Below are 14208 nucleotides of genomic sequence, written 5' to 3'. Positions count from 1 at the left end.
TCATCATATAAAAAGAGCTAACCATTACATCGTTGTTAGCTCTTTACCCGTTTTTCATTCAATTTATGCGAGATGTCGTTTATACCGTACTCATTTTCGGTCCGAAGAACTCATAGTGGACGCTCTCCTCTTTTACTCCTAGTGCCTTTAATGATGAAAGAATTGATTTCATAAAGGATTCAGATCCACACACATAATACGTAGCGTCCTTGTCTTCAATCCATTGATTTAACACATCTTCATTCATTCTTCCTTCAAGCTGAAAATCATTTTGCTCATAATCTGAAACGGTTGGTTGACTGTATGCGACGTACAAACGAACCGACTGCCCTAAATCGTTCATTTCACGTTTCAATGCATAATGCTCACTATTTCTCACCGCATGAATATGTGTCAGTTTTTGAGAAGGATGTTCATGGACAAGATGCTTTAGCATGCTGACAACCGGAGTAATTCCTATTCCTGAGCTAATAAACACAACTGGCTTCTCAGGATTCGCCTCATAAACAAAGTCACCCGCTGGTGCACTAAGTGGTAGAATATCTCCTTCCTTCACTTGGTCATGTAGATACGTGGAGACAATTCCTTCTTCTATCCCTGTTTCTCGTTTAACCGTGATGCGATAATAGTCTTTACCTGGTGCATCCGACAAGCTATATTGACGAATGTGTGTGTATGTTTCATGTGGAACACTTAGCTTTACACTCACATACTGCCCCGGTAAAAACGTAGCAAGAGGTTGGTGGTCACTCGGCTTCACGTAAAAAGACGTAACCTCTGGTGTTTCACGAACGACCTTGTCTACATAAAAGTCTCGGTATCCTTCCCATCCACCGGTTTGGTTTTGTGCTTCTTCATACATGTCTTGTTCGACCTGAATGAAAATGCTCGCAATTACTCCGTATGCTTCTTCCCAAGCCTGTAAAATGTCCTCTGTCGCATCGTCTTTTAATACGTCTTTTATCGCACGTAATAAGTATTCTCCAACGATGGGGTAATGCTCTGCTTTTACACCAATGCTTCGATGTTTATGTCCAATTTGCTTCACAACCGGTAACAATGTTTCTAATTGATCAATGTGCAAAGCTGCTGCGTAGACGGTATTCGCTAAAGCCGTTGGTTGTCTCCCTGCTTTTTGATTCGTTTGATTAAAAATGTTCAAAAGAGCTGGATGATCGCGAAATAACGTTTCATAAAAACGCGCCGTAATGTCTTTTCCGTATGTTTGCAACACTGGAGCTGTACTTTTCACAATTTGAATCGTTCGTTCACTCAGCATGATTAACTCCCCATCCTTCAAAAGATGTATTTTGAATATATCTTTATTATATCGCGCTGTCTTTGAAAAAATATATTTTATATACATCTTTTGAAAAATTGTCACAATTATCCTACTTTTAAACAAGAAGATTTTTTCTTCTTCTTCAACCCCCTCCTTTTCCCTCCTGCCTTCGCAAATAGTCAGAAAAGTTTCATATGAATGCTTTACCGTGCTATCATAAAGATATTGTTAATGAGAAAGAAGGTTTTTCCTTATGAGATTAACACAATACACTGATTACTCTTTGCGAGTGTTATTATACTTAGCAACGTACAAACGTGATGAATTAAGCAATATAAAAGAAATCGCTGATGCTTACAACATCTCAAAGAATCATTTAATGAAAGTCATTCATGAATTAGGAAAGCTTGGATTAATCGAAACAATTAGAGGTCGAAATGGGGGCATTCGTCTCGCACATGCGCCAACCGATATTAATATCGGCGCGGTTGTTCGACAAACGGAAGAAGATTTTCATATCGTAGAATGCTTTAACCGAGAAGGAAACCAATGTATCCTCTCACCTTCCTGCAAGCTCAAGAACGTATTGCACGAAGCTTTTCAAGCATTCATTCATGTGCTCGATCAATATACACTTGCAGACCTCATTCAAAATCAAGACGAACTAGCCTTTTTGTTTCATACAAAGTCCACATCTCATTAGTCATGCACTAACGTGAATGTATAAAGAAAAAGATCGGCTTATGATTCGTCCGTGTTTATGACGGTCTAATGTGCATAAGGGTGTTTCAAAAGGTCAAACGTCCCCTTTTGAAACACCCTTATTTTATGTCGTATGCAGCTCATCTAAAATGTGTAGAGAGGCTAATTTCCCCTTCGTTTCAGCCGTCCCAAGCGTATACAGCATCGTAAACAAATTTGTCATGATTTGCTGCTGCTCTTCTCTTCGCTCGATTCCTTCACTCTCTTTTAATGGCTTCAACAAAATAGGTGTAAATTCATATTCTAGTTCTCTTAATTTCGTAAAAATGGCTTGTAGCTCGTTATGCTCTCTTGTTGTTGCTTCTATTTCATAATAGTTCACTTGATCATCAAATGGCTTTTTATGAATAACCCCTGTCTCCACCGCTACATAGTATCGCTCTTTCATTGCCATCCCTCCCTTGTTCGTATCGTTGTAAACCTATTCCCCCTTAAAAAGAATGTAAACAGCCAAATGAAAAACAATAGAAAAAATTGCTAAAAACCTTTTTTGAAATCACCCCTTTTTTTCAGCATTTCTGAGATGTTACAATGAACCCCCAAGGAAAGACAGACGTCTTCCACTTGAGCAGACAATGAACCTCATTCTGTTCCTAGAAATACGAAAAGAAAGGGTGTTTTAAGATGCACGTTGGAAGCAAAGGTTGGTATGTACAGGAGTTAAAAAAGCGCGGTGTTCGTCGTTACGAAGATCGTAAAGTAGAAAGCTACAAAACTCACATTTTAGCTAACTTATTAGAAAAACACGCAAAATAACAAAAAGGGTTGTCAAAAGGAGCAAGAAAGCCCTCCTTTTGACAACGCCTATTCAATCACATTACATGGATTTTCCCTCTTTAAAAAGAATGATCTAGACCTTTCCCCCTTAAGGATCTACCTATAGTAGATGGTGCGACAACCGTAAGGAAAGACGCCATCTACTTAGGTTCAGTAAAATCGACATGACGTTTCTTCCGTCATGTCGATTTTTTAAATGGATTCATCACTTATGCGTAATCTCCCATACATCTTGTAAAACCGGCATCGCTTGCTTTTCCTCTTCTGTTACATGCTCCCACAGAATGCCTGTTGGCTTTTCATAAGGTGTCTTCGTTTCAATTAATCCTTCTTCCGTTACAATCCAATCTGCTGTCAAGTCATACGGATCTCGTGGTATGTCATCTTCGACTACTTGCGTACTATGAACTGATGTAATAACCGGAACCGCTCGATTTCCTAGCTCACGAATAATCGCATATTCTCGGTCTGCGTAGCCTTCTCCTTTGCCAAGTCGTCTTCCATCTCGGTGCATCGCTACGGAGCCAACAACAATTAAATCAATTTGTGGCATTTCACTTAACGCTAACACTTTCCCATAGGAGTTCATATGCTTTAAGCTCGCCGCTTTTCGCTCTTCTCCTTTTGGTACCCACTCTGGCTTGATTTGTACAAATCCGTCTTTTAACCGTGGTGTCGGAATCAAGAGCATCTTTCCATCGCGCAACACCTGTGCTCGAAGTGGTAGCTGCGGAGAATCTGGATTCACCTTTACAACGTTTGCTTCTTTGTACACATCCATCGCAATAATATGCTTTGTCGCTTGTTCCGCTCCTTTAAAGTTAGGAATGCGGTGATGAAGCGGAAACGGAAAACGTCCAAGCTTGTTTTCGACAAGCGCATCCCACACTTTGTGTCGAATTTCATCTTTTTTATTCATCGTATTACCTCTTTCGTATGTATGATGTAGCGACTTCACCGTTTCTCTTCAAGCAAGTGGTTATTTGCGTAAAGGTTGTTGCCATTTAACAAGCGGTGGGAAGTGGTTGATTTCCACTCCAACCAACCTGAAATGGTTACCTGTCAAGAAACCTATCTAAAGGCAACATCCTTTACAAAACAGGCCTTCCCCATTCATCCGTTGATTTCACCGGATTCGATAGGCAAGGCATATTCAATGCACATGGTTCTTATTTTTGAAACGGACAACCTTGATAAAAGTAATTTGGTTTCACAATCTCATTGCGATACGACTTATGAAAAATATGCGTCGTGGCAGGAGATACAGGTGGAATGAGCCATGTCCAATCCCCCGTTACATCTCGCCCACTGCTTTCTTCTCGCTGTTCAAATAGCTTAAATTGTTGAGCGGCTGTGTGATGATCAACAATGCTGACTCCTTTTTCTTTAAACGATTGCAAAACGGCAACATTAAGCTCAATTAGCGCTTTGTCTTTCCAAAGAGTCGCATTTGAGCTTGTATTTAGCTTCATGATTTCAGCTACTTTTGGCAGCAAATTGTAGCGGTCTTCATCTGCTAAATTGCGGGCACCAATTTCCGTTTCCATGTACCATCCATTAAAAGGGGCCGCTACATAGTGAAGTCCTCCCATTTCAAGACGCATATCTGAAATAATGGGAACACCATACCATTTGATTCCAAGCTCATTCAATTCAGGAAGCTCTGCGTGCTCAATTGGCACTTCAAGAACAACCTCTGGTGGAATCTCAAACCATTTTGGCTCACGATTATTCACTTGAATGACGAGCGGAAGCAAATCAAAATGCGTTCCTTTGCCTTTCCAGCCTAGTTCCTCACACACTTTTGTAAACGCAAGCGACGCAGGGTCTCCTAACACGCCGTACTCCGTTTCATACCCCGCATATCGAAGCAATTGATGATTCCAAATTCGAACTGAATTAGCTTCATGAACCTGCGGCTTAAACACCGTAATCGTTGGACGGATTTTCCCGTTGTTTGTTGCATAGTCTATATGTTCAATTAATGCATGAAAAATCGCTTCTTCATCTTGTAGGGAACGTGCATCAACCACATGAAGCGACTGCCAAAATAGACGACCGATGCATTTATTACTGTTACGCCACGCTACGCGAGCTCCATGCTCAATCTCCTCAAAGGTATGCGTGTACGTACCGTTTATCGTTATCTCTTCTTTTATCTCTGCTAACCTTGCTTGAAGCTGCTTAGGTGTTTTCCCAAGCTCTTCATAGCAACTATTTATAAAATGCTCTGCCTCTTCATAAAGCAGATGTTGTTCACTCACGACTATTTCCTCCTAGAAAAACGTTCTTTCTATCTCTATTTACATCCATAAAGCGTATACCTACCTAACATATCTCACATGTTACCTTAAGTATATCATTCTGCTTATAGGAAAAACGTAACCATCATTTGCAATTTTATGAACCTTTTTTAGTATCCCTTGTCAATGGCTACTTTATTAAGAAGCGGCTTTCCTTGTTGAATTCGCTCTAGCGTATCCATAAAACAGGCGACTGCTTCTTTCGGGGTCGTAATTGCAGAAATGTGAGGCGTAACTGTGATATTAGGATGATTCCAAAGTGGTGAAGAAATCGGTAAAGGCTCTTCTGCAAACACGTCTAACACCGCTTGTCGCACTTGCCCTTTGTTTAGCGCGTTTACTAGTTCCTCCGTGTGAACCGTTCCCCCTCGTCCTACATTGATAAAGCTAGATGCGTGCAATTGACTAAAAAACGACTCATCAAACATCCTTTTCGTTTCGAGCGTCAAAGGGAGGGTACTAATGATCCAATCGGCTTTCTGTAAAACATCCTGCTCATCTGAACGAGAAAACACGTGTGTAAATCCCTCTTTTTGCGTTCCGCTTGCCGATACTCCATATACCGTTGTTCCTAATGCCGTTAACACTCGTCCAATTTGTGAGCCAATTTCACCTGTTCCATAAATGACGACCGTTTGACTTGAAAGCATCGTCGGCGCAATTGGGTTCCACTTCTTCTCAGCTTGTTGACTCGCATACGTATCATGCTTTTGTACATCCCGCAGCATGTAGCTTAAGCAATATTCGCTCATACGCTGCCCGAATGAACAGATGGTTCGCGTTAACAACACCTGTTCCTCCCATGTTCGATTCAGTACAAATGCATCTACACCCGCTCCTAATGAATGCACCCATTTTAGCCCTTTATAATTCATGTTTTCAATCGGTCCAAAATCCACATAAGCATCTGCCCACTCTAGATCCTCTTGTGTGACTTGCTCTTTTGCAAGAAAGCGAAAACACGTATCCAGCTGCTTTTTTTCCACGATTTCTTGAATTTGTTTATGTAGTCGTCCCGTAACTAAAATTCGCTCAATGTTCATCTCTCTCTCCCCTTCTCCCTTTCTACCTTTCTCTTATTATGAAGGAAAGAAAATGATTGTTCTAGCATATATGTGTACAAAGGGAGGCGATACGATGTTGACACTTTGGCTTGCCACACTGTCTTTAGTCTTGCTTTTATTGCTATTTGGAGGCGTTTTCATTTACTTTGTACGCAATGGATTACACAGTGAGGATTCCACTCGAATTGATCCGTTACCTGATGAGAAGGAAGCGTCTATGTCTCTTTCAACTCACGATTAACGTACACAAAAGACGCATCATCCCTTTCCGGATGATGCGTCTTTTTTCCATTAATTCAATGATTCCTGTAGAACAGGCTGAACGAGAAAACGATTAACTGCTTCCATTAAGTTCGATAAATATTCAATGTCTACATTCATCTCCATGCGATTTAGCACCGCTGCATGCTGAGGAGTGAGTCCTGACACATAAGGCTCGACCCCCATAATCTTAAAGTCGGCAATTAATTTTACAAACACTTCAATGCCTTCTTCTTCTAACGCACCAATTCCTTGAAAATCAATGATCACTCGGTCTATTTCTTCATCGTTTATACTATTTAATAGTTTCTCACGATTGCCTTGAATGAGTTCTTTTGTTAAATCACCAAAGAACGGAACGAGTACGGTGTTCTTCGAAAGAAAAATCGCTGGGCCTGATAACAAAATGATTCGTTGTAATGATTTCTCTAGCTCTTCCTTTTTTAGGAGAAGTGCCATGTCTGTTTCTTCTAACCGCTGTCTATGCTCATTAACCTTTTTCATTAATTGCTCGATGTGTTGATCTTGTTCAATACAAAGAATGTGACCAACGTCAGCTTCCCAATTTATACAGACTTTACATAACGTAAAGGGAGAGCGGTTTGTTTTTAAAACAAGCTCCGTTTCCAATCCTCGGCTTTGAATAAGGTGCTTTTTGGCTTTCTCTTTGCTTGCATCATCTACTAAATCTAAGAAATGCAGCCCCACAGGAAACGTCTGTTTCGCTATATCTGAAGTTTCTAAAATCTCTAAAGAAGAATTGATTTTAAAATAGGGAAGAGGTAAATGCTTATTAGTCGACAATCTTTCTCCCTCCCTTATCATAGCTTAACCAATCGCTTAACTCTGACAGCGAGTGAACAACCTTTGTTTGGTTTTCGCTATAGGTTGAAAAATCATAATGTGATACTAGCCTACCACCAATTAAAATCATCGGTTTATGCTCTAGCTTCTCTAACTCGACCACATATTTTGATAGCCTTGTTGCATGATAGAGAATGCTAAAGGACAGAGCTACCACATCTGGCTTCCACTTCTCTGCTGCTGAAATCGTATATTCAAGAGGTAGATTCGCACCGAGAAGCTGTGTCTCCCATCCATATTCTTCAAATAGAAGTGAAACCATTTTTACTCCGAGGTAGTGTTGTTCATCTTCAAGGCATAAAAACATCGCTTTACGAGTAACCTCTCGATTACGACGATAACCTTTTAAAAGCATTTGATAACGAGAAAGTAAATAATCGCATGTGATGGTAGCTAAATGCTCATCCGCTACTTTAATTTTATCTTCTTCCCACAAATCACCAATATATTTCATTGATGGCGAAATAAGCTCTTGAAAAAGAGTTAAGCTGGTCGTACCTTTACGATGTTCTTCTAAAATTAGCTTCCACGCACGCTCTTCATCTCCTTGTAATAGAAGATTCGCTAGCTTTTCAACTTGTAAATACAAAGAAACACCTCTTTAGAACGAAAGGTATGTACCAAGTCCTTCTAAAGAACGTATTCTAGAAGAATTGCTTTATACCGTTTCGGCCATCTGAATTTGATTTAATGCCTGACTTAAATCTTCCCATATATCTTCCCATGCTTCAAGTCCAACCGATAGACGAATGAGTTGATCTGTAATTCCCATCTGCTCTCGTACATCAGCAGGAATGACCGAATGTGTCATTGTCGCAGGGTGTTGAATCAGTGTTTCTGCATCTCCGAGGCTTACCGCAATTTTAACCATGTGTAAGGCATTTAAAAACTGCTGAGCATCTTGTTTCGTTCCTTTAATTTCAAAGGAGATGAGACCACCACCTTGCTTCATTTGTTTTCTCGTAATCTCATAATCTTTATGCTCCGCATCACCTGGATAATAGACCGCTTTTACTGTTGGATGTCCTTTTAATGCTTGATACAAGTGTACCGCATTTGAGCAGTGACGGTCCATCCTCACTGGTAACGTTTTAATTCCTCGCAGTAAAAGCCAAGCATCAAACGGTGAAATAATGCCTCCGATGTCCTTTTGTGTAGTCATTGCCACTTCGTTTATAAATGCAGCGGTTCCTACAGCTAAACCAGCCACAACATCTCCATGACCACAAATGTACTTTGTCGCACTATGAATGACTACATCACATCCTAATGTCAGTGGCTGTTGAAGATAAGGCGAAGAAAATGTGTTATCAACTACAACTTTTATGTTGTACTCCTTTGCTACTTTCACAACCATCTCTAGGTCAATCATTTTCATGGTCGGATTAATCGGTGTCTCTACATAAATACAAACCGTTTCAGGCCGAATGGCTTGTCGAATTTGTTCTTCATCCTTCATGTCACAAAACTCATGTGAAATGTTATATTTTTCCTTCATTAACTTTAGTAATCCAAATGTACACCCGTAAAGGCCAGGTGAACAAATAATATGATCATTTGCTTTTGTCAAAGCAAGTAACACCGCTGATACGGCAGCCATTCCAGAGCCAAACGCTAAGCCTGCTTCACCATTCTCTAACGTAGCAATGGTTTCTTCTAGTGCTGTTACAGTCGGATTGCCTAGCCTTGAGTAAATATACCCACTTTCTTCCCCCGCAAACCGCTTTTCTCCTTGCTCTGCTGTATGAAAGGTAAAGGTAGACGTTTGGAAAATCGGAACCGTCAAACTACCTAAATGTTCCTTTGAATCGTATCCCCCATGAATAACCGATGTTTCAAACCGTTTCTTCATTCTTTCTCCCCCTTAAAATAAACTATCCCCATTCTCTATCTTATGTGAGGACAACTATTTTTGAAAGCGTTTTCTTTTTCTCTTTTAAAAAAGAAAACGGATTGTCTCAGTAGGCAAAAAAAAAGAGAGCTGCTACGCAACCTCTCGTGTCTGCTTATAAATGATGGATAGCAGCCTTACTTAATGAGCTTCATCACCATTGCCTCACCATCGATGACTACACTGCCATATTGATTGTATACTTCTGTTTTTAGCTTTAAAATTCGTTTTGGATCTTTCTTTTCCAACACTGTGACTTTCGCCGTAACCGTATCACCTATTTTTACAGGTGCCTTAAATGAAAAGCTTTGCGACAAATAGACGGAATTCGAACCTGGTAGTTTCATCCCTAATACGGTTGAAACAAAGCTCCCTGTCAGCAAGCCATGGGCAATTCGCTCTTTAAACATCGTCGTTTCTGCGTAAGTCGCATCCACATGCACAGGATTAAAGTCACCCGTTAATCCAGCGAACTGATAAATATCACTTTCACTAATCGTCTTTGAAAATGAAGCGCTATCCCCCACTTTAATCTCCTCATAACGCACCGTGAATCCTCTCCCTTCTCTCCCTTATCATATATATCGCACGCTCATTGAATTATGCTTATCCTTATGCAGGTGACAGATGCTTGGACCTAGATCAGCAAACGCATTAACCTTCCACTATATGGAATATATTCGGAATGAATGTGGAAATCTCCTGTTCATTTCTCCATCTTTCTCTTTGAAACCCTCATCCAAAGGTCTAGAAAAACGAAGTGACATCTTCTTCCTCATGTCGGTTTTTGTAAATGGATTGATATAGTAGTTTAAAAGTCGAAGAAACTCATATATAATCGAGTTTGTGAAACAATTTGTACTATCACGTTGTACGTTTTAAATAAATTGCAAGGATGTGTAAACATGAGTGTGTTAACAGTCAAAAACTTAAGCCACGGCTTCGGTGATCGTGCCATCTTCAACGACGTATCCTTCCGTCTTTTAAAAGGCGAGCACATCGGTTTAATCGGAGCGAACGGTGAAGGTAAATCGACGTTTATGAATATCATTACAGGTAAATTAGAGCCTGACGCTGGAAAAGTAGAGTGGGCAAGGAAAGTACGTGTTGGATACCTTGATCAGCACACCGTACTTGAAAAAGGAATGACGATTCGCGACGTACTAAAAAGTGCGTTTCAATATTTATTTGACCTTGAATCAGAAATGAACGGCATTTATGAAAAAATGGGTGAAGCAACACCTGAAGAGCTTGAGCAAATGCTTGAAGAAGTGGGAACCATTCAAGATAACTTAACAAATAACGACTTCTACATCATTGATGCGAAAGTGGAAGAAATCGCGCGTGGACTTGGTCTTGAAGACATCGGCCTTGATCGTGACGTACACGATTTAAGTGGTGGTCAGCGCACAAAAGTTTTACTAGCAAAACTTTTACTTGAAAAGCCAGACATTTTATTACTAGATGAGCCGACGAACTATTTAGATGAACAACATATCACTTGGCTAAAACGCTATTTACAAGAATATGAAAATGCCTTTGTCTTAATTTCACATGACATTCCGTTCTTAAATAGCGTGATCAACTTGATTTATCATATGGAAAACCAAGAGCTTAACCGCTACGTTGGTGACTATGATAACTTCATGAAAGTACATGAAATGAAAAAGCAGCAGCTTGAGTCTGCTTATAAAAAGCAACAGCAAGAAATTGCCGGCTTAAAAGACTTCGTTGCTCGTAACAAAGCGCGCGTTTCTACACGTAACATGGCCATGTCTCGTCAAAAGAAGCTCGATAAAATGGACGTGATTGAGCTTGCACACGAGAAGCCAAAGCCAGAATTCAACTTCAAAGAAGCACGCACAGCCAGTAAGTTAATCTTTGAAACAAAAGAACTTGTGATTGGGTATAACGAACCGCTATCAAAGCCGTTAAACCTACGCATGGAACGCGGTCAAAAGATTGCCTTAGTCGGGGCGAATGGAATCGGGAAAACAACTCTTTTAAAGAGCATTCTTGGTGAAATCACGCCAATCTCTGGAGCAGTTGAAAAAGGAGATTATCAAGAAATCGGCTATTTTGAGCAAGAAATTAAAAACGCTAACTACAACACATGTATTGATGAAGTGTGGAACGAATTCCCTTCTTTCACTCAATACGAAGTTCGCGCAGCCCTTGCAAAATGTGGTTTAACAACAAAGCACATTGAAAGTAAAGTTGAAGTGTTAAGTGGTGGAGAGAAAGCAAAAGTACGCTTATGTAAATTAATCAACCGTGATACGAACATTCTCGTACTGGATGAGCCAACCAACCACTTAGACGTGGACGCAAAAGACGAACTGAAACGCGCGTTAAAAGCATACAAAGGAAGCATTCTTATCATCTGTCACGAACCTGAATTCTATCAGGACGTTGTAACAGATGTGTGGAACTGCGAATCATGGACAACAAAAGTATTTTAATAACAGCGTCATAGAACACAAACAAGCTGCCTTTTCTATCGAGCAACATGCAAAAGATAGAGAGGCAGCTTGTTTTTACTCGTCATGCACTTAACTACTCAAGTTCTTCGTCATATTTACGCTCGTTACTTCAAAGCCAAGTCGTTCATACAATCGCTTTGCGCCTGTGTTGTGCGCAAACACATGTAAGCCAAACGATTGAATTCCTCTTTCTTTTAACCAACTTTCTGCTTCTTTTAACGCTGCGGTTCCAAAACCTTTTCCTTGCTGGTTTTCATGGATGAAGATATTGTACAAAAATGATCGTCGACTTTCTTCATTAATACAAATCCACACATTGCCAACAACCTGTTCTTCTCCCTCAACTAAAAATACATAATGACCAGGTGTATGCATTCCCTCTGAAAATAGTTCATTGATCTGCTTATCTCCACTTTTAAGGGCTTCTTCAAATGACACATGTCGGTTTTTAGCTATACTATGTGCATACCGCACCTTCTCCTCTTCTAAAAATGTCTCAAATTCTCTTTCATTTACTAATCGAAAACGAACCTTACTCATTCAATCCCTCTTCTCCTTGTATCATTCACTCATGTTTTTTATAAACCTACAGCCTCTCACATTCTTTCTACTCTGCAAAAAATACGAAAATCCCTTGTCAACTAGTCATCATTCTACGTGTCTCACTATAAGATTCGACAAAATGATTCATTGTCCTTGTCGAATTTTCTAGAAGGATTATTCGAATTAACTGTTTAAAAAATCTAAATATTTTGTATAATTTAAGAGTAAGCTAACAAAGGGGGAAAATGTATGCTAAGAGACGAACTTATTGCTCCAGACATGTACAATCTTGTAAGTGAAGTAGAAAAATTTGCGCAAGACCCGTCGAATCTAGCACTACAATGGGAGAATGAAGAAGGGGACAAGCAAGAGATCACGTACGCTGACCTGCTTGAAAAAGCAAATCGTTTTGGAAGCGCTTTATTATCAAAAGGATTAACAATCGGGGATAAAGTGTTAGTGATGATTCCTCGCTTAGTTGATGCATACGCTGTATATTTAGGTGCATTAAAAGCCGGACTTGTTGTCATTCCAAGCTCTGAAATGTTACGTACAAAAGACTTGCAGTATCGTGTAACACATGGGGATGTGAAGGGATTAATTGTCTTCTCACCGTACATTGACGAGTTTAAAGGGATTAACGAATACGATGACTTACAAAAATTTGTTCTAGATGGAACAGATGATGAGTGGTATTCACTAGAAGAAGAAGCGTCAAAGCAATCTGGTGAACTAGCGCTCGCTCAGACAAAACGAGATAGCTACGCATTCTTGTCTTATACATCTGGTACAACAGGCAATCCAAAAGGCGTTGTACATACACACGGATGGGCATACGCTCATTTACGCACAGCCTCTCAACACTGGCTCGCCATTAATGAAGGCGATAAAGTGTGGGCAACGGCTGGACCTGGTTGGCAAAAGTGGATCTGGAGCCCCTTCTTATCTGTATTAGGTAGTGGCGCAACTGGATTTGTCTACCAAGGTAAATTTGAACCTAAAAAATACTTACAGCTTCTACAAGACTATCAAGTGAATGTTCTATGTTGTACACCAACTGAATATCGCTTAATGGCAAAAGTAGATGGTCTTCACAATTACACATTAAACACTCTACACAGCGCAGTTTCTGCAGGTGAGCCATTAAACCGTGAAGTGATTGATACTTTTAAAAAGTACTTTAACATTGAAGTGCGTGATGGCTATGGTCAAACCGAAAACACCCTGCTTGTTGGTGTGTTAAAAGGCATGGAAATTAAGCCTGGCTCAATGGGGAGACCAACACCAGGGAATCAAGTAGAAATCATTAACGATGAAGGCAACGTATGTGAAGTTGGAGAAGTTGGCGATATTGCGGTTCACATCTCCACACCAGCCCTTTTTAAAGAATACTATAAAGATGCAGAGCGTACAGCGATGCAATTTAGAGGCGATTACTATATTACCGGTGACCGCGGTCGCAAAGATGAGGATGGCTACTTCTGGTTTGAAGGTCGCCGTGATGATATTATCATCAGCTCTGGCTACACAATTGGACCATTTGAAGTTGAGGATGCGCTTGTAAAGCATCCATTCGTCAAAGAATGTGCCGTTGTTGCAAGTCCTGATGACATTCGCGGAAGCATTGTTAAAGCATTTGTCGTGCTTCAAGATGACATTGATGAAAACGATGCACAGTTAATTCCTACTTTACAAGAACATGTAAAAGAATTAACTGCCCCGTACAAGTATCCACGTAAGATTGACTTCGTGAAGGATTTACCAAAAACCACATCAGGTAAAATTCGTCGCATTGAGCTACGTCAAAGTGAGCTAGCAAAAGCGAACGTATAAACTATTTTCATAGATTATTTTCTATGAATCATAAAAAGGCGTGTATAAACCTTTAAAAAGGGGCAATACTATAAATGTATTCCCCCTTAGTTGAACGGGAGCTGATTCGGAGTCAGCTCCTTTTTTTATTTCACTCTCTTTTCTA

Annotated in this window: 15 protein-coding genes; 5 read left to right on the top strand and 10 right to left on the bottom strand. The window is 40.1% G+C overall.

The features are described 5' to 3' along the window. Positions 1-79: 79 nt before the first annotated feature. Entirely contained in the window at positions 80-1279 is a 1200-nt protein-coding gene (gene hmpA / locus JOC83_RS15595) for an NO-inducible flavohemoprotein (protein ID WP_205188312.1), read from the bottom strand. 256 nt (positions 1280-1535) lie between these two features. Here hmpA and JOC83_RS15590 point away from each other — a divergent pair, with 256 nt between their 5' ends. Next, entirely contained in the window at positions 1536-1985 is a 450-nt protein-coding gene (locus JOC83_RS15590; protein WP_205188311.1) for an RrF2 family transcriptional regulator, read from the top strand. A gap of 123 nt (positions 1986-2108) precedes the next feature. Here JOC83_RS15590 and JOC83_RS15585 read toward each other — a convergent pair whose 3' ends face one another. Further along, positions 2109-2432 (bottom strand): hypothetical protein, encoded by a 324-nt coding sequence (locus JOC83_RS15585; RefSeq protein ID WP_205188310.1) that lies wholly within the window; start codon positions 2430-2432, stop codon positions 2109-2111. A gap of 236 nt (positions 2433-2668) precedes the next feature. Between JOC83_RS15585 and JOC83_RS15580 the strand changes: the two genes are divergently transcribed. Then, a complete protein-coding gene (locus JOC83_RS15580) occupies positions 2669-2800 on the top strand; it encodes a YflJ family protein (protein ID WP_205188309.1) in 132 nt (43 codons plus the stop codon). A gap of 226 nt (positions 2801-3026) precedes the next feature. Here JOC83_RS15580 and JOC83_RS15575 read toward each other — a convergent pair whose 3' ends face one another. The 3 genes from JOC83_RS15575 to JOC83_RS15565 all read right to left on the bottom strand — a co-directional run bounded on the left by JOC83_RS15575 (position 3027) and on the right by JOC83_RS15565 (position 6167). After that, positions 3027-3740, bottom strand: a complete 714-nt coding sequence (locus tag JOC83_RS15575) for a 5-formyltetrahydrofolate cyclo-ligase (RefSeq protein WP_205188308.1) — start codon at positions 3738-3740, stop codon at positions 3027-3029. A 250-nt stretch (positions 3741-3990) separates the two neighbouring features. Then, on the bottom strand, positions 3991-5070 hold the full coding sequence (locus JOC83_RS15570; protein WP_205188448.1) for a nitric oxide synthase oxygenase: 1080 nt from the start codon (positions 5068-5070) through the stop codon (positions 3991-3993). Between the two features lie 164 nt (positions 5071-5234). Further along, entirely contained in the window at positions 5235-6167 is a 933-nt protein-coding gene (locus JOC83_RS15565) for a D-2-hydroxyacid dehydrogenase (protein ID WP_205188307.1), read from the bottom strand. A 94-nt stretch (positions 6168-6261) separates the two neighbouring features. Here JOC83_RS15565 and JOC83_RS15560 point away from each other — a divergent pair, with 94 nt between their 5' ends. Continuing rightward, positions 6262-6429 (top strand): hypothetical protein, encoded by a 168-nt coding sequence (locus JOC83_RS15560; protein ID WP_205188306.1) that lies wholly within the window; start codon positions 6262-6264, stop codon positions 6427-6429. A 50-nt stretch (positions 6430-6479) separates the two neighbouring features. Here the strand turns inward: JOC83_RS15560 and JOC83_RS15555 are convergent, their stop codons facing one another. The 4 genes from JOC83_RS15555 to JOC83_RS15540 form a co-directional block, all read right to left on the bottom strand. Then, entirely contained in the window at positions 6480-7253 is a 774-nt protein-coding gene (locus JOC83_RS15555; protein WP_205188305.1) for an STAS domain-containing protein, read from the bottom strand. Beyond that, entirely contained in the window at positions 7243-7902 is a 660-nt protein-coding gene (locus tag JOC83_RS15550; RefSeq protein ID WP_205188304.1) for a cobalamin B12-binding domain-containing protein, read from the bottom strand. Before JOC83_RS15550 ends, JOC83_RS15555 begins: the two co-directional genes overlap by 11 nt. Before the next feature lie 69 nt (positions 7903-7971). After that, positions 7972-9165, bottom strand: a complete 1194-nt coding sequence (gene megL, locus JOC83_RS15545; RefSeq protein WP_205188303.1) for a methionine gamma-lyase — start codon at positions 9163-9165, stop codon at positions 7972-7974. Between the two features lie 176 nt (positions 9166-9341). Then, positions 9342-9752: a MaoC family dehydratase gene (locus JOC83_RS15540; protein WP_205188302.1), complete on the bottom strand. Its 411-nt coding sequence runs from the start codon at positions 9750-9752 to the stop codon at positions 9342-9344. A gap of 357 nt (positions 9753-10109) precedes the next feature. On the opposite strand from JOC83_RS15540, the gene JOC83_RS15535 reads away from it, so the two are divergent. Beyond that, positions 10110-11666: an ABC-F family ATP-binding cassette domain-containing protein gene (locus JOC83_RS15535; protein WP_205188301.1), complete on the top strand. Its 1557-nt coding sequence runs from the start codon at positions 10110-10112 to the stop codon at positions 11664-11666. 90 nt (positions 11667-11756) lie between these two features. Here the strand turns inward: JOC83_RS15535 and JOC83_RS15530 are convergent, their stop codons facing one another. Then, positions 11757-12227, bottom strand: a complete 471-nt coding sequence (locus JOC83_RS15530; RefSeq protein WP_205188300.1) for a GNAT family N-acetyltransferase — start codon at positions 12225-12227, stop codon at positions 11757-11759. 252 nt (positions 12228-12479) lie between these two features. Here JOC83_RS15530 and mbcS point away from each other — a divergent pair, with 252 nt between their 5' ends. After that, entirely contained in the window at positions 12480-14063 is a 1584-nt protein-coding gene (gene mbcS, locus JOC83_RS15525; RefSeq protein WP_205188299.1) for an acyl-CoA synthetase MbcS, read from the top strand. Positions 14064-14208 lie beyond the last annotated feature (145 nt).

The organism is Priestia iocasae (genome assembly GCF_016909075.1).
Taxonomy (GTDB): Bacteria; Bacillota; Bacilli; order Bacillales; family Bacillaceae_H; genus Priestia; species Priestia iocasae.
Note: the sequence above shows the minus strand (reverse complement) of the source record. Positions and strands in the feature narration are given on the sequence as shown.

Bases quoted from the DNA above. Each gene is read 5' to 3' on its own strand.
- JOC83_RS15580 (WP_205188309.1), top strand. From the start codon at position 2,669: ATGCACGTTGGAAGCAAAGGTTGGTATGTACAGGAGTTAAAAAAGCGC.
- JOC83_RS15530 (WP_205188300.1), bottom strand. From the start codon at position 12,227: ATGAGTAAGGTTCGTTTTCGATTAGTAAATGAAAGAGAATTTGAGACA.
- mbcS (WP_205188299.1), top strand. From the start codon at position 12,480: ATGCTAAGAGACGAACTTATTGCTCCAGACATGTACAATCTTGTAAGT.
- hmpA (WP_205188312.1), bottom strand. From the start codon at position 1,279: ATGCTGAGTGAACGAACGATTCAAATTGTGAAAAGTACAGCTCCAGTG.
- JOC83_RS15560 (WP_205188306.1), top strand. From the start codon at position 6,262: ATGTTGACACTTTGGCTTGCCACACTGTCTTTAGTCTTGCTTTTATTG.
- JOC83_RS15535 (WP_205188301.1), top strand. From the start codon at position 10,110: ATGAGTGTGTTAACAGTCAAAAACTTAAGCCACGGCTTCGGTGATCGT.
- JOC83_RS15585 (WP_205188310.1), bottom strand. From the start codon at position 2,432: ATGAAAGAGCGATACTATGTAGCGGTGGAGACAGGGGTTATTCATAAA.
- megL (WP_205188303.1), bottom strand. From the start codon at position 9,165: ATGAAGAAACGGTTTGAAACATCGGTTATTCATGGGGGATACGATTCA.
- JOC83_RS15590 (WP_205188311.1), top strand. From the start codon at position 1,536: ATGAGATTAACACAATACACTGATTACTCTTTGCGAGTGTTATTATAC.
- JOC83_RS15565 (WP_205188307.1), bottom strand. From the start codon at position 6,167: ATGAACATTGAGCGAATTTTAGTTACGGGACGACTACATAAACAAATT.
- JOC83_RS15575 (WP_205188308.1), bottom strand. From the start codon at position 3,740: ATGAATAAAAAAGATGAAATTCGACACAAAGTGTGGGATGCGCTTGTC.